The sequence below is a fragment of the Fontibacillus panacisegetis genome, from assembly GCF_900102215.1.
In the GTDB taxonomy this organism is placed as follows: domain Bacteria; phylum Bacillota; class Bacilli; order Paenibacillales; family Paenibacillaceae; genus Fontibacillus; species Fontibacillus panacisegetis.
Genome location: NZ_FNBG01000003.1, coordinates 225,503 through 245,611, shown reverse-complemented (window position 1 = coordinate 245,611; position 20,109 = coordinate 225,503). Strand labels below are relative to the sequence as shown.

The 20,109-nt window shown below is 40.9% G+C and carries 20 protein-coding genes and 2 pseudogenes; 14 read left to right on the top strand and 8 right to left on the bottom strand.

From position 1 onward, the window contains the following. Positions 1-369 precede the first annotated feature (369 nt). Positions 370-954: pseudogene (locus BLS49_RS05195) on the bottom strand (SDR family NAD(P)-dependent oxidoreductase); the annotation flags it as partial. Between the two features lie 423 nt (positions 955-1,377). Here BLS49_RS05195 and BLS49_RS05190 point away from each other — a divergent pair. The 7 genes from BLS49_RS05190 (at position 1,378) to BLS49_RS05160 (ending at position 8,938) form a co-directional block, all read left to right on the top strand. Next, a complete protein-coding gene (locus tag BLS49_RS05190) occupies positions 1,378-2,346 on the top strand; it encodes an SIS domain-containing protein (protein WP_091227275.1) in 969 nt (322 codons plus the stop codon). Positions 2,347-2,418: 72 nt separating this feature from the next. Further along, the gene (locus BLS49_RS05185; RefSeq protein ID WP_091227273.1) at positions 2,419-3,234 is read left to right on the top strand and encodes a fructoselysine 6-kinase; all 816 of its coding nucleotides are present in this window, start codon (positions 2,419-2,421) and stop codon (positions 3,232-3,234) included. A 102-nt stretch (positions 3,235-3,336) separates the two neighbouring features. After that, positions 3,337-4,050, top strand: coding sequence for a GntR family transcriptional regulator (locus BLS49_RS05180; RefSeq protein ID WP_091227271.1), 714 nt, complete (start codon positions 3,337-3,339; stop codon positions 4,048-4,050). A gap of 176 nt (positions 4,051-4,226) precedes the next feature. Continuing rightward, entirely contained in the window at positions 4,227-5,801 is a 1,575-nt protein-coding gene (locus BLS49_RS05175) for an amidohydrolase (protein WP_091227270.1), read from the top strand. Positions 5,802-5,869: 68 nt separating this feature from the next. Continuing rightward, positions 5,870-7,300, top strand: a complete 1,431-nt coding sequence (locus BLS49_RS05170; protein WP_091227268.1) for a YfcC family protein — start codon at positions 5,870-5,872, stop codon at positions 7,298-7,300. Between the two features lie 309 nt (positions 7,301-7,609). Beyond that, positions 7,610-8,011, top strand: a complete 402-nt coding sequence (locus tag BLS49_RS05165) for an RDD family protein (RefSeq protein WP_091227267.1) — start codon at positions 7,610-7,612, stop codon at positions 8,009-8,011. A gap of 117 nt (positions 8,012-8,128) precedes the next feature. Next, positions 8,129-8,938 (top strand): phosphotransferase family protein, encoded by an 810-nt coding sequence (locus tag BLS49_RS05160; RefSeq protein WP_091227265.1) that lies wholly within the window; start codon positions 8,129-8,131, stop codon positions 8,936-8,938. Positions 8,939-8,947: 9 nt separating this feature from the next. On the opposite strand, the gene BLS49_RS05155 is transcribed toward BLS49_RS05160, so the two are convergent. Next, a complete protein-coding gene (locus BLS49_RS05155) occupies positions 8,948-9,523 on the bottom strand; it encodes a hypothetical protein (RefSeq protein ID WP_091227264.1) in 576 nt (191 codons plus the stop codon). A gap of 562 nt (positions 9,524-10,085) precedes the next feature. On the opposite strand from BLS49_RS05155, the pseudogene BLS49_RS05150 reads away from it, so the two are divergent. Both BLS49_RS05150 and BLS49_RS05145 read left to right on the top strand, forming a co-directional pair. Further along, a pseudogene (locus BLS49_RS05150) lies at positions 10,086-10,349 on the top strand (DUF1259 domain-containing protein); the annotation flags it as partial. A 104-nt stretch (positions 10,350-10,453) separates the two neighbouring features. Next, the gene (locus tag BLS49_RS05145) at positions 10,454-10,669 is read left to right on the top strand and encodes a DUF4177 domain-containing protein (RefSeq protein WP_091227262.1); all 216 of its coding nucleotides are present in this window, start codon (positions 10,454-10,456) and stop codon (positions 10,667-10,669) included. A 311-nt stretch (positions 10,670-10,980) separates the two neighbouring features. On the opposite strand, the gene BLS49_RS05135 is transcribed toward BLS49_RS05145, so the two are convergent. The 5 genes from BLS49_RS05135 to BLS49_RS05115 all read right to left on the bottom strand — a co-directional run bounded on the left by BLS49_RS05135 (position 10,981) and on the right by BLS49_RS05115 (position 15,069). Further along, positions 10,981-12,450, bottom strand: coding sequence for an alpha/beta hydrolase (locus BLS49_RS05135; protein WP_091227259.1), 1,470 nt, complete (start codon positions 12,448-12,450; stop codon positions 10,981-10,983). Between the two features lie 2 nt (positions 12,451-12,452). Then, positions 12,453-13,145 (bottom strand): DUF1129 domain-containing protein, encoded by a 693-nt coding sequence (locus BLS49_RS05130; protein ID WP_091227258.1) that lies wholly within the window; start codon positions 13,143-13,145, stop codon positions 12,453-12,455. Next, entirely contained in the window at positions 13,135-13,473 is a 339-nt protein-coding gene (locus BLS49_RS05125; protein WP_091227257.1) for a PadR family transcriptional regulator, read from the bottom strand. The genes BLS49_RS05130 and BLS49_RS05125 overlap by 11 nt, the downstream gene beginning before the upstream one ends. Before the next feature lie 309 nt (positions 13,474-13,782). Then, the gene (locus BLS49_RS05120) at positions 13,783-14,694 is read right to left on the bottom strand and encodes a polysaccharide deacetylase family protein (RefSeq protein ID WP_175471315.1); all 912 of its coding nucleotides are present in this window, start codon (positions 14,692-14,694) and stop codon (positions 13,783-13,785) included. A 156-nt stretch (positions 14,695-14,850) separates the two neighbouring features. Next, positions 14,851-15,069, bottom strand: coding sequence for a helix-turn-helix domain-containing protein (locus BLS49_RS05115; RefSeq protein ID WP_091227254.1), 219 nt, complete (start codon positions 15,067-15,069; stop codon positions 14,851-14,853). A gap of 108 nt (positions 15,070-15,177) precedes the next feature. Here BLS49_RS05115 and BLS49_RS05110 point away from each other — a divergent pair, with 108 nt between their 5' ends. From BLS49_RS05110 to BLS49_RS05100, 3 genes are all read left to right on the top strand, one after another. Next, positions 15,178-15,453 carry a DUF6809 family protein gene (locus BLS49_RS05110; RefSeq protein WP_091227252.1) on the top strand — a complete coding sequence of 92 codons (276 nt, stop codon included), beginning with the start codon at positions 15,178-15,180 and terminating at the stop codon, positions 15,451-15,453. A gap of 198 nt (positions 15,454-15,651) precedes the next feature. Next, positions 15,652-15,933, top strand: coding sequence for a hypothetical protein (locus BLS49_RS05105; protein WP_091227251.1), 282 nt, complete (start codon positions 15,652-15,654; stop codon positions 15,931-15,933). 52 nt (positions 15,934-15,985) lie between these two features. Then, positions 15,986-16,264 carry an NlpC/P60 family protein gene (locus tag BLS49_RS05100; RefSeq protein ID WP_091227249.1) on the top strand — a complete coding sequence of 93 codons (279 nt, stop codon included), beginning with the start codon at positions 15,986-15,988 and terminating at the stop codon, positions 16,262-16,264. A 585-nt stretch (positions 16,265-16,849) separates the two neighbouring features. Here BLS49_RS05100 and BLS49_RS05095 read toward each other — a convergent pair. Next, entirely contained in the window at positions 16,850-17,257 is a 408-nt protein-coding gene (locus BLS49_RS05095; protein ID WP_091227248.1) for a DUF6979 family protein, read from the bottom strand. Between the two features lie 205 nt (positions 17,258-17,462). Between BLS49_RS05095 and BLS49_RS05090 the strand changes: the two genes are divergently transcribed. Together BLS49_RS05090 and dpdA are read left to right on the top strand one after the other, a co-directional pair. Further along, the gene (locus tag BLS49_RS05090) at positions 17,463-18,002 is read left to right on the top strand and encodes a VUT family protein (RefSeq protein WP_091227246.1); all 540 of its coding nucleotides are present in this window, start codon (positions 17,463-17,465) and stop codon (positions 18,000-18,002) included. Positions 18,003-18,053: 51 nt separating this feature from the next. Continuing rightward, positions 18,054-20,084 (top strand): tRNA-guanine transglycosylase DpdA, encoded by a 2,031-nt coding sequence (dpdA, locus tag BLS49_RS05085; RefSeq protein ID WP_091227244.1) that lies wholly within the window; start codon positions 18,054-18,056, stop codon positions 20,082-20,084. Positions 20,085-20,109: the final 25 nt, after the last annotated feature.

Sequence of the window (20,109 nt, the reverse complement as noted above, 5' to 3'; positions counted from 1 at the left end):
AGTATTAGGTAAAGTCACATTGGGCAGAGCCATCAGGGGATTCATGCAAAAATGCATCTTTTGTGCGGTCAAACGGCTCATACAACTCAAATTCATGCGAAAGTGCAGCTTTTGAGCGACAAACCGTCTGTTTTCTCTCATCAAGAGTAAAATAACTGCACTTTTACATGAATTCCTCAGCATAAACGAAGTCCCTGATCTAAAGCCTGCACTTTATACGAAAATAAAGAATATGCCACAAGTAATCGTGATTAGGCTCGTGTTAAACAGAAGCATCATGGGCTACAGTTGTGCGTTTTCAGCCTATCTCAGCACTTCGGTAGCAATAAAGGAAAAAAGTTCCCCTATTCCATCAGGATTCGCTCAAGATCATAAAATAAAGGAACTTAATTCCTCTATTTTGGTGTTATACGCTGATTTTTCACATTTTAGGGCAATTTCAGTAAGAATAAGGGAAAATACTTCCTCTATTTTCTTTAAAATCATCTCATTTTCGAATATAAAGGAGATTTTTTCCTCTACTGGAAGGTTAGAAGCTAATTTCCTCATCATTTCTTCTCTTCCGTCCCACCATCTTGTCGCGACAGCTCCCGGAACAACACAGTTGACTTTAATGTGTGGAGCCAGGGCATATGCTAATGATTTTGTAAGACCATGAACAGCTGCCTTGAAGACCGCGTAAGGAAGTGAGGAACCCAAGCCTGTCTGACCCGCGATGCTGCCTATATTAACGACGGCTCCTTGATGATGCTTTTTCATGAACGGTGCAACTGCTCGTGCGCAGTATAACATTCCTTTGACATTAGTTGCATAAAGCTCATCCCATATTTCCTCTGTGACTGCCTCCAAATCTTCAAAAGGAATATACCGCGTAATTCCCGCATTATTAACCAATATATCGATAGTCCCAAGCTCCCGTTCAATAGTTTCGATCATACTCCGGACTTCCTCGCTTCCAGAAATAGCCGCTGGATGTAGGGGCCGAGCTATACTATGAATCCCTGTTTACAGAATCATTTGTGATACTCATGGGGTGAAGATCATGCGCTCGCTCTTAAAGACGGGATTGCACCGGACGATTTCAGGGAGCATCACCTGCTCAATACATCGACCATCTGCCCATACCGCAAAAGCTTGAAATGATCCTTCGGGAATCGGGGAATTGTCCTGTCAGCTACATGGAGATCGGCAGCATGACAGCGCTAAAGCATTATGTAGCAAGCGGCTTGGGCATTGCACTGGTTCCTAAAATCATGCTGAATCCTAAGTAAAGTGAAGAGAAATTTGGAGATGCCCTTGACTCTGTTTGTGAAAGCGGTTATATTGATATTGTAAATAATACGTTATATAACGTTATGTCAAAAGGAGAGAAACTAAATGGATGTTGTTAAAGTAATCAATTCAATTAATGAACAGACGAAAAATGGAATTTCTGAAGTGTATCTTGTAGCTTGTGGCGGTTCTCTGGTTGACATGTATCCATCGAAATATTTTTTGGAAAGCGAAGCGCAAAAAATCGTAACCGGCATGTATACAGCGAATGAATTCGTTCATGCTTTGCCGAAACGTCTGAACAAAGATTCGCTTGTCATCGTTTGTTCTCATGGAGGCAACACCCCTGAATCAGTGGAAGCTTCCAAGACGGCTAAGGAACACGGAGCACATACGATCGGCCTTACTCATAACAAGGAAGCCGCGTTGCTCCAGTATTCTAACCATGCATTCCTTTATGAATGGGGCGAGGACAGCGATGTTAAGAACAATCCGATGGCTATCATTTTGTCCTTGTGCGTAGAGGTTTTGAAGGTCGTAGAAGGGTACGAGCATTATGAAGCTTTTCAAAACGGAATGGGCAAGGTCAACGGCATTATTAGCGAAGGAAAAAAACAGGTTGGCCCTCGTACGAAGGCTTTCGCCGATAAATACGGATCTGAGGAGCTTTTCTATATCCTTTCCAGCGGTGCTTCTTACGGTCATGCCTATGGCTTCGCGATTTGCTCCCTTATGGAAATGCAGTGGCTGAACGCGGCTTCAATTCATTCAGGAGAGTATTTCCATGGTCCTTTTGAAGTAACCGATAAGGAAACGCCTTTCATTCTTATGATGAACGAAGGACGTACACGTGCATTAGACGAACGTGCATTGAAATTTCTCAACCAGTATGCCGGGAAGGTCGAGGTGGTAGACGCAAAGGAATTGGGAATCGGTACAATCGCGGAAGAGGTTGTCGAGTTCTTTAACCCGATCTTGTTCTACAGCATCCTGTGTGAATACCGCGAAGCACTGGCTACTGTTCGCAACCATCCATTGGAAACACGTCGTTACATGGGAAAAGTGGCGTATTAAACTCCTCTGAAATGGTTCAAGCTGAACTACTCAGCCATTATGATGCAACTATCCTGAAAGCGGGTGCAAGAAATGAGAGTATTGGGAATTGGCGATAATGTGGTGGATAAATATGTCCATTTGAAAACGATGTATCCCGGAGGCAATGCACTGAACTTCAGTGTTTTTGCCAAGAAGCTTGGAGTGGATTCCGCATTTATCGGAGTTTTCGGGGATGATCGCGAAGCTGGTCATGTGGAGAGCACCTTGAGGAAGCTTGAAATTGATATTTCAAGATGCAGACATTACAGCGGAGAGAATGGATGTGCTCGAGTGACTCTGAAGGAAGGGGATAGAGTTTTTCTGGGCAGTAATGAAGGTGGCGTAACCAGACTGAATCCGCTGCAGCTTGATGAGGAAGACAAGGCCTATATTAAGGAATTTGCTATGATGCACACCGGACTTTACAGTCATACCGGTCATTTGCTTTCTGAGCTGCAGAGTTTGGGGGTACCGATTTCCTTCGACTTCTCCGATGATTTTGAGGATGAGCAGGTAGAAAAGTATATTGGATATGCTGATTTTTCATTTTTTTCCTGCAGTCATATGTCTGATGAAGCCACCCAGGATTACATTCGCAAGAAATTCAAAAGAGCTGGACAATTGATTGTAGCTACTCGTGGCAGCGATCGGTCTATGGCTTACGACGGACACCAGTTCTATTTCGAAGCTCCGAGATTTGTCGAGGCCGTCGATACGATGGGGGCGGGAGATTCCTTTATAACGGCCTTCCTGATAAGTTACTTGAAGGATCATGATATTCAAACCGCCATGAGGAAAGGCTCCGAATTTGCTGCAGAGTGTTGTCTGGTGGAAGGTTCCTTTGGTTTTGGCGTAACGTATGAGTGAATTGTATAGGTTGAATTGAATATATGTCCCGCTTGTATAATAATGTGATGTTTGCTACTCTTTAAGTAAAAACTATAACGTTATATAACAAGTGAGGTATATATGTTAAATCCTGATCATCCTGAACCATTATATATTCGATTGAAAAAAGCGATATTATCGGCAATTACGAACGGATTGTTCAGCGACGGAGAGAAGATCCCGACGGAAATAGAGCTAAGCGAGCGTTATAAAGTGAGCCGTATTACGGTTCGTAAGGCAATTGAGGAGCTGGCTCAAGAGGGCTTTTTAATAAAGCGTCAAGGGAAAGGGACATTTGTTACCTACTCCAAGATCGATCGTAAGATTGAGCATGTTATTGGCTTTACGGCTGCTTGTGAAGCAAACGGCCTTGCCTCCCGCAGTGTGGTTACTCACAAAGAGATTATTGAGGCAACCGCCAAGCTGGAACAGGATCTGCAATTGGGCAAAGGAGAAAAGGTGATATATATTCAGCGGAAAAGATATGCCGGAGACACTCCGATTATGCTGGAAAATAACTATTATCCACACAGCCGCTTCGCCTTTTTGCTGGATGAGCCCCTACAAGGTTCGTTGTATGACTTGCTGAGAGGAAAATATGGAATAGACCCGAATCAACCGGGTGAAACAACCCTGGAAATCGTTTTGGCCGATGAGCAAAAGGCGCTTTTGCTTGAAACAGATATTGGCAAGCCGTTATTTTATTTGAGAACGGTAATCCGCGACCAAAACGGATGGCCTGTTCATGTCGGGAAGCAGTATATGATCGGTGACAAATATCAATTCACCCTGTAGTCATTTCCCGCTCTAAAGCCTGATTGCTTCTTATTCGATTTCATATGAGAAAAGGAGCATTAGAAGTACAAATATAACGTTATAATACGTATTATAAATAGGTTAAGAGCGGGTTTTTTCTAGAAGAGAAGTAATCAATTATAGCAAAAAGATAATCAGGCAAAGGAGGGGCTAAGATGGAATCCAATAATGCCAGGTATGCGGATATGGTACTGATGTCCAATGCAATTTTTACGGGACTTGATCAGGAGGCGTCCCCTGGATTTGTAGCGGTTTTAGGAGACCGCATTGTAGCTGTTGGCAACCCCAAGGAAGAGGAGCCTTGGATCGGTCCACAGACGAAAGTGTATTCCTTAGGTGACGGTTTCATCATGCCCGGTATTCATGACAATCACGTGTTTTTCACTGGCTACATGTCTATGCATCGGGGACTCGATTTGACGAATGTCAAATCAGAGGCTGAAGCGTTAAAGCTTCTTATTGCTTATGCAGAGAAGTTACCTGAAGATCAAAATGTATACGCTTACGGCTGGGACTCCGATGCTTGGGGGAACCTGCCTAAAAATGAGCCTCTGGATCAAGCATTTCCAGATCGGGCGGTTGTGGCGATTAATCGTTCCAAAAGTTACTGCTGGATGAACAGTATTGCGATCAAGAGGTTTGGATTTACTCCGGATCAATGCAGTGCTGAAGCACGTGCTGTTATGCTGCGGGAGATGCTTCAGGACCAGGAGCTCGTGAAGACTGAGTTTCAGGATTTCTGCTCTATGCTGGCAAAACGGGGGGTAACATCTATCAAAGATATCGGTTTTGATCAATACGAGGGATTGTTGCCTGTATTGGAGGAATTAGCCGGGGAGAGTCAGCTTTCGGCGCGCGTCCATTTCGTCCTTGAACCGGTCCAGAGTCCACTGAATACGGATTTTGGTTTGCATTGTAAAGCTGAATATAACGGCGATTATCTTCGGTTCCAAGGCTATAAAGTGATGGTTGACGGTGTAGTGGCCGACCATACAGGGGATATGCTTGAGCCGTATGCCGATATGCCGGGTGTAACCAATCTGCGGCCAGTGGATTATGGAGCCATTGAGGCGGCTGTTATGGAAGCCGATCAGTATGGATTAAAATGCATTCTGACCGCCGAAGGTGATGCTGCCATCCGCGAAGCGGTGTCGATATTTGAGAAATGCCGTCATGTTAACGGGGTCAGGGATGCCCGTCACTCGATAAGTGATCTGGAATGTCCTCATCCCGCTGATTTGAAGAGGATGGCTGAGTTAGGTATTTTCGCTGAAATATACGCTCAGGTATTGCTGCTAAATCCATCTCATGAGGAAGCTTATATGGCCAAGGTGGCTGGACAGGATAGAGAGAGCAGGTTTTATGATTATCAATCAATGTTAGATGCTGGCGTTACGGTGACATGCGGTACTGATCTGCCTCTATTTATTACTAGCGTACCCGATTCACTGTATGCAGCAAGCGCCCGTCTATTCCCGGATGGATCGCCTGAAGGGGGATGGTATCCGGATAAAGGGATGCCGCGCGAGGAAGTGCTTAAAGCCTGGACTGTAAATGGAGCCAAGCATTGTTTTATGGAGGAGAAAACAGGCACTCTTGAAAAAGGAAAGTATGCAGATATATGTGTCTTCGATCGTAATCTTCTTCATACGCCTGCAGCCGAGCTAAGAAATTCAAAGGTGATATTGACCCTGTGCGGGGGACGAGTAACTCATGATGAGAGCCATTAGAATTTTTCGAATCCATTAATGACTATATTGTTGTAAAAATTTACTAAAATCCAGAATGAGGGATGAATATGGAAGCGATCAAGAAAAAGCATAAATGGTCTCTGCCTCATAGCTATTCGCTTATTTTCTTCATTATAATCCTGATGGCTGTGCTCACATGGATTATACCAAGCGGGGAATTTGAACGTCAGGAAGTTACAATCGACGGAATGACCAAGTCCGCTATTGTACCCGGAACATATCACGCTGTACCCAAGAGCGATGCAGACAGTGATTTACGTCAAGGGATACCGCAAATTTTGGCAGCTCCGATGGAAGGCATCATAAATGCTGCAGATGTTGTTGCCTTCGTATTGATCGTAGGTGGAGCCTTCGGCATTATTTTACAGACCGGCGCAATCGATCGAGGATTGATGGCACTGGCTGGAAGGCTTAAGAACAAAGGCATTTTAATTATTCCGATTACGATGGTTATTTGCAGTCTGGGTGGCTCAACCTTTGGGATGAGCGAGGAGATCATCCCGCTTTACGCTATATTCATTTCTTTAATGTTTGCGTTAGGCTTTGACTCGATGACTGCTATACTGATTCTTTTCCTCGGCACACAGATCGGATATGTCGGCTCGACGACGAATCCATTTTCGGTCCTCATTGCACAAGGGGTGGCCGGTGTACAAGGGAATCCTCAGCTATGGCTGCGGTTCATTGAATGGATTGTCTTTACAGGTGTGTCGATTGCATTTACTATGTGGTACGCTAACCGTGTGAAGAAAAACCCCGAGAAATCGATCGTTTATCAGAATGATTTGGTCACCCGTCCATTGTACCTCGGGGAAGAGAACGGGAAAGAGCTTGTCTTCTCATTGCGTGATAAGCTGATTATTGGCGGATTTATTGCAGTGTTAGGAATTATTGTGTGGGGGATTTTGGCAAAGGGATGGTACATGACGGAGATCGGTGCACTTTTCCTCGCGCTTGGCCTGTTTGCTGGTATCATATCCAGAATGAGCCAGAAAGAGATGGCCGAGAATTTTGTCAAGGGCTGTGGGGAGTTTGTATATGCAGCGGTAATCATAGGTCTTGCACGGGGAATTCTCGTCATTGCCGAGAATGGCAAGATCATCGACACGATTCTGAACTTCCTTGCCAACATGCTGCAGGGCTTGCCAAACTACGCATTTACTACAATTATGCTGTTAGTTCATAATGTGATTACCTTCCTGGTTCCATCATCTTCGGGAGAAGCAGCACTAACTATGCCGGTACTGGCTCCGCTTGGTGACCTGATTGGTATTAACAGGGAGGCCATTGTTACAGCCTATCAATTCGGGAACGGGTTGACGAATCTTATTTCTCCAACAGGTGGGGTGCTTCTGGCTGGATTGGCTATTGCCCGGATTAACTTTGGTCAATGGCTCAAGGTAGTACTAAAGCTATTCGGGATTTTGTGGATTATCGCGGCCATATTCGCTGCAATTTCCGCTTCAGTGGGAATGTAAGCATATTAAAATATTCTGGCTCCTTTGCTAACTAAGGCGGGGGCCTTTTTTATTTATTGGTTCAATCCCTTACCTTCTGGAAGAGAGCTTTGAGTTAGTGTTGTGAGAATTTCATCGTCAGGCCATCAGAGAATTGCTTTACATTCCTGGGTCTTCCTAGTTGCTCTCATTAGTAAAAGTGGTAAATAGTTATAGTTTGCAATGATCGATTTATTTGTACTTACTTATGGGAGATAAATGCAGCTATTGATGTTAAACTGAATATGCATAGAGAGAAGCTCATTATTTTATGGAAGTGGAGTGAGGGTGATGGAGAGGAAAGCGGGTTTTTGGATCAGATTAGGTGCTAACTTGTTAGATGGTATTATTATAGGAATACCGTTGGCAATTCTTGCATACATCATTGATGGAGGTACGGATCAGGGGTACACCGACAACATATTGTCATTCCTGTATTCGTTATTGCTGCCTGTATTGTGGAACGGATATACCATTGGAAAACGAATTTGTGGCATCCGTATTAGAAGAGTCAGTGATTTAACACCTCCGGGGATTGGAACCATGTTAATGCGTAATGTTGTAGCAGGAATCGTATACGCAATTACTTTTGGAATAGGTGTAATCGTTAGCGCATTTATGATTGGATTAAGAGAAGATAAGCGTTCAATCCATGATTTTATTGCTGGTACTGAGGTTGTTTATGATAATTGAATCATTCTAAATGTCTAAAAAAGGAGTAAACCCATGCCGTGTTGAATAAATCATGCATGTATTTATATGATTGCGGTCATGAAATTCATCATATGAACATAATGAAAGGAATACACTATGAAAATCGGTGAGTTACTTGGGATTGGCAACACTGCAAGAGTATATCGGTGGGGAAAGACGGAAGTTATCAAATTGTTCTATGATCAGAATTATGCGGTGATGGAAGCAAAAAATGCTGAACTCATTAACAGCTTAATGTTGAGAGCACCTAAATATGGTGGGCTAGTAGATTACGAAGGCAAGAAGGGTCTCATTTATGAGAGAATCGATGGCCCCACGATGTTATGGAATATTGAACCCTCAGAGGAGAGCATGTTCTATAACGCCAGACTGATGGCAAATCTTCAATACGAGATTCATCAAGTTAAGAATAAGCTGCTTCCTAATCTAAAACCGGAAATCACTCATAAAATTAACCATTCACAAGAGATATCCAATCATGACAAGCAAATCATTACATATATATTGGCTTCATTACCTGATGGAAATTCGATATGCCATTATGACTTTCATCCGGATAACATTATCATGTCACCTAATGGTCCAATCATTATTGATTGGTTGAATCTTTTAGTAGGTAACCCGGAGGCTGATGTCACTAGAACTTCAATGATGATCCAATCCGACTCGCTGCCGCCAAATGCACCTGGCTGGTTGATGCATAGAGAATCGCGAGAGCTTTTTAATAAGGAATATGTATCCGAGTATATCAGGCTCACAGGTATGAATGATGAATTCCTTGAGGAATGGATGATCCCGACGTTAGCAGTACGAATTGATGAAATGCAGGGCGAATACAGGCAAGAGATTATAGATAAGCTACAAACAAGATTAAAGAAACAGGATGGGGTTGATGAAAGAAATTGAAGATGAACGTTACATCGCAACCACTTGAATTTCGGACACAGGAAACCATTTCTTGGAATCACTATCTTTGAAAAACACTTTAATGGCATAATTTCCTTTTGAATTAAATGTGTAGGTGAAATCGTCTGATATGAACCAGAAATATTCCATCGTATCTTTAATTTGTTGAGAGGTTATGGTTTCTGTCTTACCTTCGGGACTAGTGATGACTATTTTTAAATCAGAAATTGTTGTTTTTAAATTATCTACTTGTACTAAAGTTGAAAATGTAATGCGATTCGTACTTTTAACTTTGCCAAAAACCTTTTCTTTATCATCACGCAAAACTAAGTTCACATTAGGTTTGTAGATACGGGTTGATTCTCCTGACTTGTCAGGGGAATATAATGCGAACAAATCCTCAGATAACTGTGCAGTAGACAATAATACATCTCCATCATCACTTATTAATCCCTCGCGTTTTTGAAGCACATCATTTAAATAAATGGAAATTTCCGATTTGTTCGCAGCAGCATATAGTATGGTCACACTTTGCAAAATCATTAAACTACATAATATGAAAATTATTTTTTTGAGATTTTTCAATTTTACATCTCCCTCTAGTGGATTATTATTCTATTAATACCTGTATTTTCTCAAAAAGTTCCTAAAAAAGTAAAGAGGCTGTCCCAAAAGTTATCTAAGATAACTTTGAGGGACGCTTCTTGTTTAGCAGTGTAAAGGCAAGATATCAGGAAAAGGATGCAAAAATACAGTTTTTTTAAAGTAGCCATGAAAGGATGAACAAAAGCCTGCAAAAATGCAGGAATATGGTTCAGAATAGACTAGTTTGAAGAGAATCCTTAGAGAAAGCCTGCACATTTGCAGGAATTTCGCATCATGACACTATTACACTTGAGATACGGTCATAGAATGTGTGGCAGGATCAAGCGGTGCGGGGATCATCTTCCTTGCACCGCTATTTCTAGTTTTAACAGTAACCCCACTTTTGGGACAGCCCCTACGATGTAGAGAGAAAACTCCATTCCATTGTCGGTTCCGCCTAAATGAACAGATAGGCCAGTATTTATTTTTGATATTGGGCATTCGCATATACCCTCAACTCTGATGTTAAATACAATATCTCAAAATCCAGAGGAGGTTTATAATGGCGAATGTCAAGGTAAGTCCGAGATTTAGAAGATTGTGCAACCAATTTGCAAGTATATTAGGCGGGGAGCATGAGATTGATCCGGGACCGGTCTGTTTTGTGAGCCGCTCAAGAAACCTGAAAGCAACCATCTTAGGAAGACGGACAACTTCACCTTTGGTTCGTTACCAGCTTTTTTCATTTGAATCCCTTGATAGTTCGGGACGTGCGCTCTGTTTAGGTGAAACTGCATTGTTCCAAAATCAGGCCAATCGTTTGATCGAGTGAAAAACTTTCTTTTACAAAATAAAACCAATTGGTTATGATAATTGAAACTTCAGTAGCAATAAATCATGTTTTGTAGAAAAAAATGGAGGCTAACGAAAATGACACGTTGGGAATATAAGACGATCAAAATAAAAACCGGTGGTTTTATGGGCGGCAAGGTGGATGAAATCGATTTCCAGGATGAATTAAATCACTACGGACGAGATGGATGGGAAGTCGTGTCCTGTTTTGATACAAGCTATGGCCAAGGGACATCAAGGGAAGTCATTGTCGTATTCAAGAGAGCGATCGAAGAGCTGGACAATAGAATATGATGCAAAAATGAGAGCTTAATCTATCCTGAGATAAATAATTTATCTAGGAGGTGGATCTGCTTGAAAAAATCAATATGGCCAAAAGTTTGGCTAATCATTGGATGTATTCTAATGGTCTGTTTTGTTGTTGGTCTTATATATTTACATAATGACTATCCGAGAGTGATACAATCCTATGGATCGACACCATTGTCTGTATATTATGCAATCCATGCCGTTTTCTTTTTACTCCCCAGTCTCATTTGTTTGACGGTATCTTTTGTCTTACATTCGGGATACAGAAATAAATAGAACCTCTAGTCAATAGAAGATCAAAACGGGTCGCCAATAATTTTAACGGTTATTTCCGGATATTCAGGTAGCAAAATGTCAAATGAAGAAGCCTGCATTCCTTTTAAGTGTTTATTGAAAAAGGAAACGATATAGGCATTCATAATCTCCGTTTGACGTTCAGGACTGATAGTGCCCAATAGGCCTATAGCTTTGCCTACATTGGATAGAACAACATTCAGATCAGTGAAATTCATATGCTGTGTGCCCTTAATTGTTATAACGGCGTAATCTTCTTGTTCCTGTGAGTATCCACTTTCGGACATCAGGTTCCCGTTTTGTTCGGAGAAAGCAGACATAATCAGAAAGGGCTGCTCTATGATACTGTCCACTGTGTCTCCGAACGGAGTTCCGTCCAAATTGATGAATGCCTTAAAACGGTTGTCGGTTAGAATGGCCTGACCAGCCGCTGCGCCGCCGAAGGAATGCCCGAATATTCCCATGTTTTCGGTATCCAGCCTTCCTTCAAACATGCTTGAAATGCTTCCGTCGTCGAGGCGGCCGACTTGATCAGCAATAAAAATCATGTCATCGCCCCAAATGCGGACATTTTCCGCATTCAACTTACTATTCCGTAGCATAGCTCTGTAAAAATCTGGACTGCTTTCGTCGGCGATCTGCTTTTGGGCTTCGGTGATTGCATCCGCACTGTCCTTGATAAGCGCCTCAAACTGAGTGCTGTGAGAGGGGACTACAGATCCGTCTGCGTATATGACGGCAAAATCGTCATAGGGATGGCTCACCGAAAATACGATGTAGCCTTGGCTTGCCAGTTCTTCCATCTGAATTGTATTTTGCCCGTTGAACGAACCTGCTCCACCAGAAAACAGAATGACCGGATATTTATCTGTTTCATTTGAAAGGGGAGCATTCCAAAAGCTGTTCGTGCGAATGAGACACAACTGGCCCAAGATATCTGGAAGTCTCAGATTTTGCGCAAAAAGACTTGCCACTTTCCGGTTGTCCATCCAGTGGGCACGAGTACCAATGCCCGCATCCGAAGCTGGATACCAGACCTGAACGGCTATTTCCTGTGCGGTTGTGCCTCCTGACAGAAGATCGCGTCTCGTGGGGTTGGTAAAATCCAGGCGGATTGTTCCCACCAATTCCTTTCCTCTCGGTTTTGGGAGATCATAAACAGGTAGTAAGAGCGGCAAGGCAACAGATAGTGCGTAAAAAATGCAAAACGCCGCAATCGCGAAGCTTCTTAGAACAGGGTGCTTCCTTCTCTCACTGGAAAACAGCTTTAGAAGACTGCAAGCGAAGAGAACAGCGGCTAATATATACGCTGGTGTCATGACGAATCGGTAGCCTTCCGTTCCGATTCCGATAAATGCGAGCACAGCGGAAAGCGCGGGGAAAACCATGCGCAATCTGGCATCCTTGATAATTAATAAACCTAGTGCGGATAATAACAATCCCGCAAGAATAAGAATTTCAAAAATACGCATAGTCACAATCTCCTGTTCTGGAGTATTTTATGTGCAACATAGATTCCCAAGATAAATAAGCATGCTATAAAAATGTTAACTGTAAAAAGTGTCTGTTTAGCAAAAAGCATAAGTAACAGAATGACAGCCGTCAGTCCCCCACTAACAGAACCAACCATTATATTCTCCCTTAAGCTGCTTTTGCTTTTCGTTGTTTGGGTATCAAACGAATGTCTGCCAATAAAATGGACGATAAAGGAAGCAGCGGCAACGATAACGGCGGTGCTTAACAATGTGCCTACAGAAATGGACAGCTGATAATCAAGCGTTTGTCCGGTTACTGCGTTGCGAATCAATTCAAACATCTCTTTCGAAATGATAATATTGATTACACCAAGAATAGCGATGCAGCGAAGAATGATATCAGCAAAATCAAGGAACCGCTCTTTTGGGCTAATAGGCGGTAATGCAGCTATCACTTCATCACAGAAGGCTTTGTAATCTTCACCGATCACCTCTTTAATATACGCACTGCGCTGCTGAGCGGATAAAACCATTTGCAGCAAATCCTGTCTTACCATTTCCTGATGGTACTCCGAGATATTTGCCACACGAAGGTAACACACCATATCGGTCATGACGATGCTATTCTCTTTATTTAACTTCTGATCCAACTCGTTATTCTTACGGTTTAGCATTCTGGTTTTAGTGTTCATCCTCTTTTCCTCCTATATGGAATACTTGATTGACAGCACATTCCAGTTCTCTCCAATTGGCGATGAAGGTTTCCAATTCTTTTTCTCCAGCTGGTGTAATAGAGAAATATTTGCGTTTGGGGCCGAGAGCCGATTCTCGATACTCGGCTGTTATATAACCATTCTTCTCAAGACGAAGTAAAAGCGGATAAATGGTTCCTTCTGCAATATCTGTAAAGCCATATTCCTGTAATTGTTGCGAAATTTCATAGCCGTAGGTTTCCTGTTTACTGATCACTTTTAATATACAATTTTCCAAGGTTCCTTTTAACATCTGTGATGGTATCAAGGATATTACACCCTCCTAACGCTACCTTGCATTGCCATGTAGTTTAGCTATATTGTAATGCAAGATAGAAGAAGTGGCAATAGCTTTAGCGGGAAATCCACTGTTCATCATGATGGTTGGTTGATGGCTGATGAATGGGCGAGAGGAGGAATACACAGAACCCCACTTACTTCAGGACATTTTGGCTCGAAGTAACTGCTATCATACATAAACACGGCCCATATGCACTTGATGATTGGCAAAAGGACTCTCAAAATAAATACCTTTCACAATGAAGATGCTGAGCTTATAGCCGAGCGTTTTTTTATGTTAACAACCTCGTTTCATTGTCTTTTGCAAATCTCGAATTTCCCTCCATGATATTAGATGTATCCCCTCAGAATGGAGTACTTGCTTCACCTCAGGGTCATTGAATAGTTGGTATTCCAGCTCTCTTTTGACAAAATGGGGGGTTAATCTCTTAAGTTCGTCCGTCACGATCGCGGGGTGAGCTACAATTTGGGTAATGCCTGGCTTGCAGGTCTGTATCTTGCGAATGACATCATCCCTCATATCCGCATAGCTCTCTTCTGTGTCGAGATGATAGGGGAGGGCGATTAGATCATCTATCAAAAGAATCCCGCGCCGTTTAGCCGATTGAATCCTCTGTTCAAATAACCTAATTAGACTTTTGCTAAAAAATCGCTGTTCCACGATACGCAAAGGCAGATTAAAAGGCAGCTCATATTTCTCGCATAAATCAAACACCATTTCCAGAAAATCGCGCCCCGCATATACCCCCATCACAGTCCCCGCATGACTATCCAGATGAGTAACATCGATCCCCATAGAGAGAGCCTTAACAATTTGTGCCTCTAGCTCCATTCTCACTTCCTCAGGCTTTGCCTTCTTTTCGATCATTGCAGGATCTGTAGGAAGGAAACCATCGGCTGTAACCAAGCTCCTTAATGGATAACCTTGGAATACAGGTCGATAGGAATCACTCTCTGAGCTTGTAAGCGTCAGATGGATTCCAACGTTGACATTGCTGTTGTTAGACTTACTGCACAAATCCGCAGCTTCATTAGCTGCTGAACAAGGAACCATCAGCGATGCAGAAGTACTAGAACCCTTGTGGAACAAGCTCATGATCGCTTGATTGGTCGAATGTGAAATGCCAAAATCATCAGCATTGATGATAATGGCTCGATCGTCTGGATTAAGCCCTAATTGTTCAAGCATTGGTAAACCTCCCATGTTCAAGACAACATAAAAGGACGCAGATTACGAATGTCGTAATTTACGTCCCTGAATATTGTCTGAAGTTATTTATTGAGATTATATAATGGAAAGATGAAAAGTCAACCCATTTTGGTGATTAGGTTTTGTTTAATTTGTTTAGTCGCTGGGGTAGGGCTTTTTAACGTTTGTTCTATTCAAAAGGTAATCTGTGCTGGTATTGTGAAAGTCGGCTAGCTTAATCAAAATCGTAGTAGGAATATCAACATCACCCCGTTCGTAATTGCTGTATATCCGTTGACTACAGTTTAGATGTGCAGCAATCTGTGTCTGCGTCAAATCCTTATCCTCACGTAAATTTCTGATTCTTTCGTACATACCTGACACCTCCGTTACTAGGATATCCTAGCGAATTATTCGCTATTGAATTTTAGCGAAAATATCGCTAAAATATTCAGTAACGAAATTACAAAGGGGAATTAGGTAATGAGCAACAGTATATTAGAACAACTGTATTTTGGAGAAATTCGACCTGAAGAAGTTATTGTGCCTAAAAATCCTGAGTACCGAGCACTTAATAAGAAAATATCTATCTCCAAGGAGTATTTCAAAAATATCCTTTCTGAAAATGACTTCAAGCTTCTTGAAGAAACGTTTGATTTAACTGGGGAATCATGCTCAATGCATTCGACAGAAGCTTTTATTTATGGGTTTAAGATGGGGGCTTTGATGATGGGGGAGGTGTTTGGTGGGAAGGATTGATCAAATGGATAAGTTGAAGTAAAGTCTGATCTTTAGGTAGGCTTTTCTTTATAGCCTAATAGGTAGCTTCAATATATGAATGTGGGAAATTAAATCTATTCGAATAAGCGAGTAAATCTTAGCTGAGTAGAAATGAAGATACATAGCAAAATAGTTACTATTCAAGCAGAAGAAATGGTATACGGGTGTTAAGCATGATTGATAACGTTAGACAAGTTGCATGAGTTATATGAAGAGGACATGCTAACGAAGCAGGTATTTTTGGAGTATAAAGCTATTCGGTCTAGACAGATAAAGAAGCAGGAGGAAGAGTTGAAGGATTTGCGGAAAGTTATATTAGATGAAGGAAATTATCCGACTATTGAGCAGATATATGAACGGGCAGGTCGGTTTAGGGAGTTGTGGAGCATTGCAGTGAGCGGTGACAAGTTAAGAGAAGAATGGGGCGTTGAAGAAGCTGGTGCAGTGGATTGTATATAATCAGGGGGGATCTGTGGAATTGATATTTCGTTATAAATAAGAGTGAGTACTTTTGGAAGTCACTTCCCTTGTCTTACATACAGCGGCAGAACAGCCACCTTATATTGTAGATAATAGTCTTGCAATTCAATATGAGATTTTAGCACCGGGTGATTTGGTTTTTTGGAGCTATGAACGAAATGGTTGTTTTATGGATATAACACATGTAGGAATCTATGCAGGGAATGGCAAGGTAGTCGATGCCTTCTCAAGCCGTGGGCAGGTGGTTTATCGGAATTTGTTTGATGGGGATAAGCAGGTTATGTATCGGAGGGCTTCAAGGCCATTTTAATAAGAAGTTATAAAATAAAAGTTTAACTCGTATTTAGAAATAATAATGGGAAGCATTTATAATCGAATCAACAGTGTGAGTGTGGCCCGATCTTTGAAATCTGAAGCCAATCCATTTATTTAACAATTCTCCTTCTTGTTAAACGTATAGGTTAAAGCACAGAAAAACCATTTTAAAAAACGCGGCCCAACCTAATTGTGAGCAAGTAGGCGGAAATTACTTATACTTTTTAATGCTTTGACCAAGCCCACCTTGTATTGAAAGACGGATCAACAGATATGTAATGAGCAGGCCGCTGATGACGCAATGGTATGCGTATTTAGTTTCGAGCATAGTGTTTCCGATTCAGACCAATTGCTTTCGCAAGAGATGCATGATTATCGAATTTATAAAATGAAACTAAGTAGCCAGCCCGGCAAAAATTTTACCGGGCTACCGCTTCACAATGTGAGTAGGGGCTATGGCTTCCATTTAACCATTGATTATAGGCAGATCGAGCTATTCTGGCACTTTTTTTTATTTTTGCACTGTCTACTTGACCGGGAATACCTCAGTCTGGATTGTGCATTTATTTTTTTATGAAGATTAAGCCATAATATAAGTTTTAGCGGGAGAAATCATGCCATTGTTCCATAGTGCCAGTACTACGTCCATTTGGAAATTATGTGACTTTTGATTTCCTAGCATAATAATCCTCCACAACTGAAGCGATTTGTATGAAGCGTAATCTTCATTTTCTGTGAGCAGTTGAACAGCTTCAATCGCATGATCTTTGTTAATTGTATTTTTGAGAGGCTGTTTGATATGTATCTGATGAACATCTTTTATTAAGCCTGCTTCGCAAAGCCCCAAAAAAGCACTTCTGGGACATGCCTTGGTTTTAATTGTGAAAAATTCTGTGGTCGCTTTTTTCCAGGCATCTTCCGTATAAGGAACTTCACCGGATTGAATGAGTTCTACTGCTCGAATAGCAGATTTTCCATAATTATTCAAAAAAATAACCTCCATCTTCAACCAATCTATAAAAGTTTAATCTCTCATTTAATTATTCGACTTAAAGTAAAAAATACCTCCCTTAATAAATATTTCTTAGCAAACTGAGTCGAAATTTGTAGTATGATTTAGTTTAGCGAGGGTAGGTCGGAATCAAAAGTGGTGTTATAATTGGTGATGGATCAAATTGAAGAGGTGATGTAAAATTAAATATTTAACCATCGTAGCTTATTTACTGGCTATCGTTTCATCAAATGTTGTAACAGCAGGAGTACCCCCATTTTTTATCGGTCCCTTCATTGTTCCGGCAGGGACTTTTATAATTGGGGCAACATTTATTTTCCGTGATTTTGTTCAAAATTTCATTGGTCGACGCAGGACCTATTTGCTTATTTTATTAGCAATGATTTTATCAGCATTAACATCGCTTTTACTGGGAGATACACTTTGGATTGTTTTTGCATCAATTATTACATTTGCAGTATCTGAGACCACAGATACAGAAATCTATTCCCGTCTTAAATTACCTTTTCATCTAAGGGTAGCGTATAGTGGAATTGTTGGTGGAATCTTAGATAGTATTATTTTCGTTGTTATTGGTTTATCACCGTTGGGGGCTAATATTCTTCCGTGGAATGCTGTGTTTTTAGCTATCGTTGGCCAAATTATTGTTAAGACATTAGTTCAATTAGTTGCTGCAATTATTGTTAAACGAATTTTCTTTAAACAAGCAAAAGTTGTTTGAAAATAGGGCGTTCTCGCCCTATTTTATATTGTGTTAAAGGATGGGATGTTTTTGTCAAACCGTATTCTTGTTGTGACTTCTTGTACTGGAGAGAAGTTACACAAACCTATAAATCAACTTGTATTTGACGATTTTAAAAATAAAGAAGTCTTGAGAAGAAGAGAAGAAGAATTATTGGAATTTAAAGAACGTGCTGATGAAATGTACACCGGTAGTCAACATCTTGCGCTAATGAATGGTATTAAAGAATATCGTCAGCAAGGAGGGGACATTGATCTTTGCATTATTTCAGCGGGTTATGGCCTTTTGAATGAAGATGAGCAAATTGTGCCTTATGAAGTAACTTTTAACACGATGGACTCACGGTCTATAAAAAGATGGGCGCGAGAACTCAAAATTACGCAGGTACTACAAACAAAAATTGCAGAATATGATCTTATTTTTTTCTTGCTCGGAGATAAATATTTACAAGCTGTGGAGTGGCCACTGAATCTGGATAAAAATCAAAAGGTTATCTTTTTTGCTGGAGCATCTAGTCGTGCTAGAATTTTAAATTGGGATGATTATCATGTATTAACTATTGGTGAAAAAGAAGCTAAAACCTTTAAATATGGATTGATCGGAATTAAAGGTTATCTTTTTGCACATTTATTAAGAAATATTATTACAACTGATATTGATCAGAAATGGAGCACAATAATACATCATCCTGATCAAATTAGATCATTTATTTTAGATTCGATTGCTTCAACTAAACAACTTGAGTTATTTAATGAAACATCGGATAGTGGAAATTTATTAAAGTTCTTTAGTGAAATGTTCCCTGTACCGGATGAGTTGGTCGCTATAAATTGCATTGAGGAACCAAGATTTTACCTTCCAGAGAATGATGATAGGGTAGATCCTAATTATGATTTTATGACTGATTTCTCAGAAAAAAATAGAAATCCATTAGAAAATGATGTGTATGCTCACCAGATATTCGATAGACCACAGTTTGATGGGTTACTTGTCTCTAAAGTAAACATTGATAGTGCCACCAAACAAAAAAATCAGATGATTGAAGAAATGGGTTTGCACGATTTTTATAAACTACCTAGAGAGTATCCTATTATGGGTGATTGCGGTGCTTTTAGTTATATTGATAAAGATGTACCACCGTATACGACCGAAGAAATTATGGATTACTATCATACTTTAGGTTTAGATTATGGTGTATCTATTGATCATCTGATAGTCGGACCCTTTCAAAAAGATGAAAACATTCGAAATCAGCGTTATGAATTAACCCTTACGATGGCGGAAGAATTTTTACACATGTATAGAGAAAGAAAAGAAATAATGAACTATCAGTTCCATCCGATAGGTATAGTTCAAGGGTGGGACCCGCCTTCTTTCCGAAGAGCGGTTGCGCATCTTATTGGGTTAGGTTACGATTATGTTGCCCTAGGTGGTTTAGCCAGAGAACAATCTGAAAAAATATATGAAATTTTAAAAGAAATAGCGCCTATTATTCCAAGCCCTACGTTTCGAATGCACTTATTTGGTGTTGCACGAGATGTGAGAACAATGGAGTCATTCCATAAGTTGGGCGTGACATCATTTGACTCTTCTTCACCATTGAGAAGAGCATGGTTAGGAACAGGGCATAATTACCACTCTTTAAATGGAAAACATTATACAGCGATTAGAATTCCAGAAGCCAAAGAAACATCTGGTCGAGTGAAAAAAATGTTGCAAAATAGTGATGAAATAGAGTTTGCGGAATATAGAAGACTTGAACAAGAGGCTTTGGGCGCTCTTAGAGAGTTCAGCGCAGGGACAAGAGAGTTAGATTCGACACTTGAAGCTATACTGGAGTATGACAAAATACTTGGTGAAAAGCGTGAAGTTCATGAGGACATGTATAGAGAGGTTTTATCTGAAAGACCATGGGAACAATGTGGTTGTAATATATGTAGGGAAATTGGAATTGATGTCATAGTATTCAGGGGTAACAATAGGAACAGACGAAGAGGCTTCCATAATACACATGTATATTATAGTCAAATTCAGGAATTAAAGAAGCGGTGGAATAAATAGTGCGCAAATATGCCTTAGTGTGGTA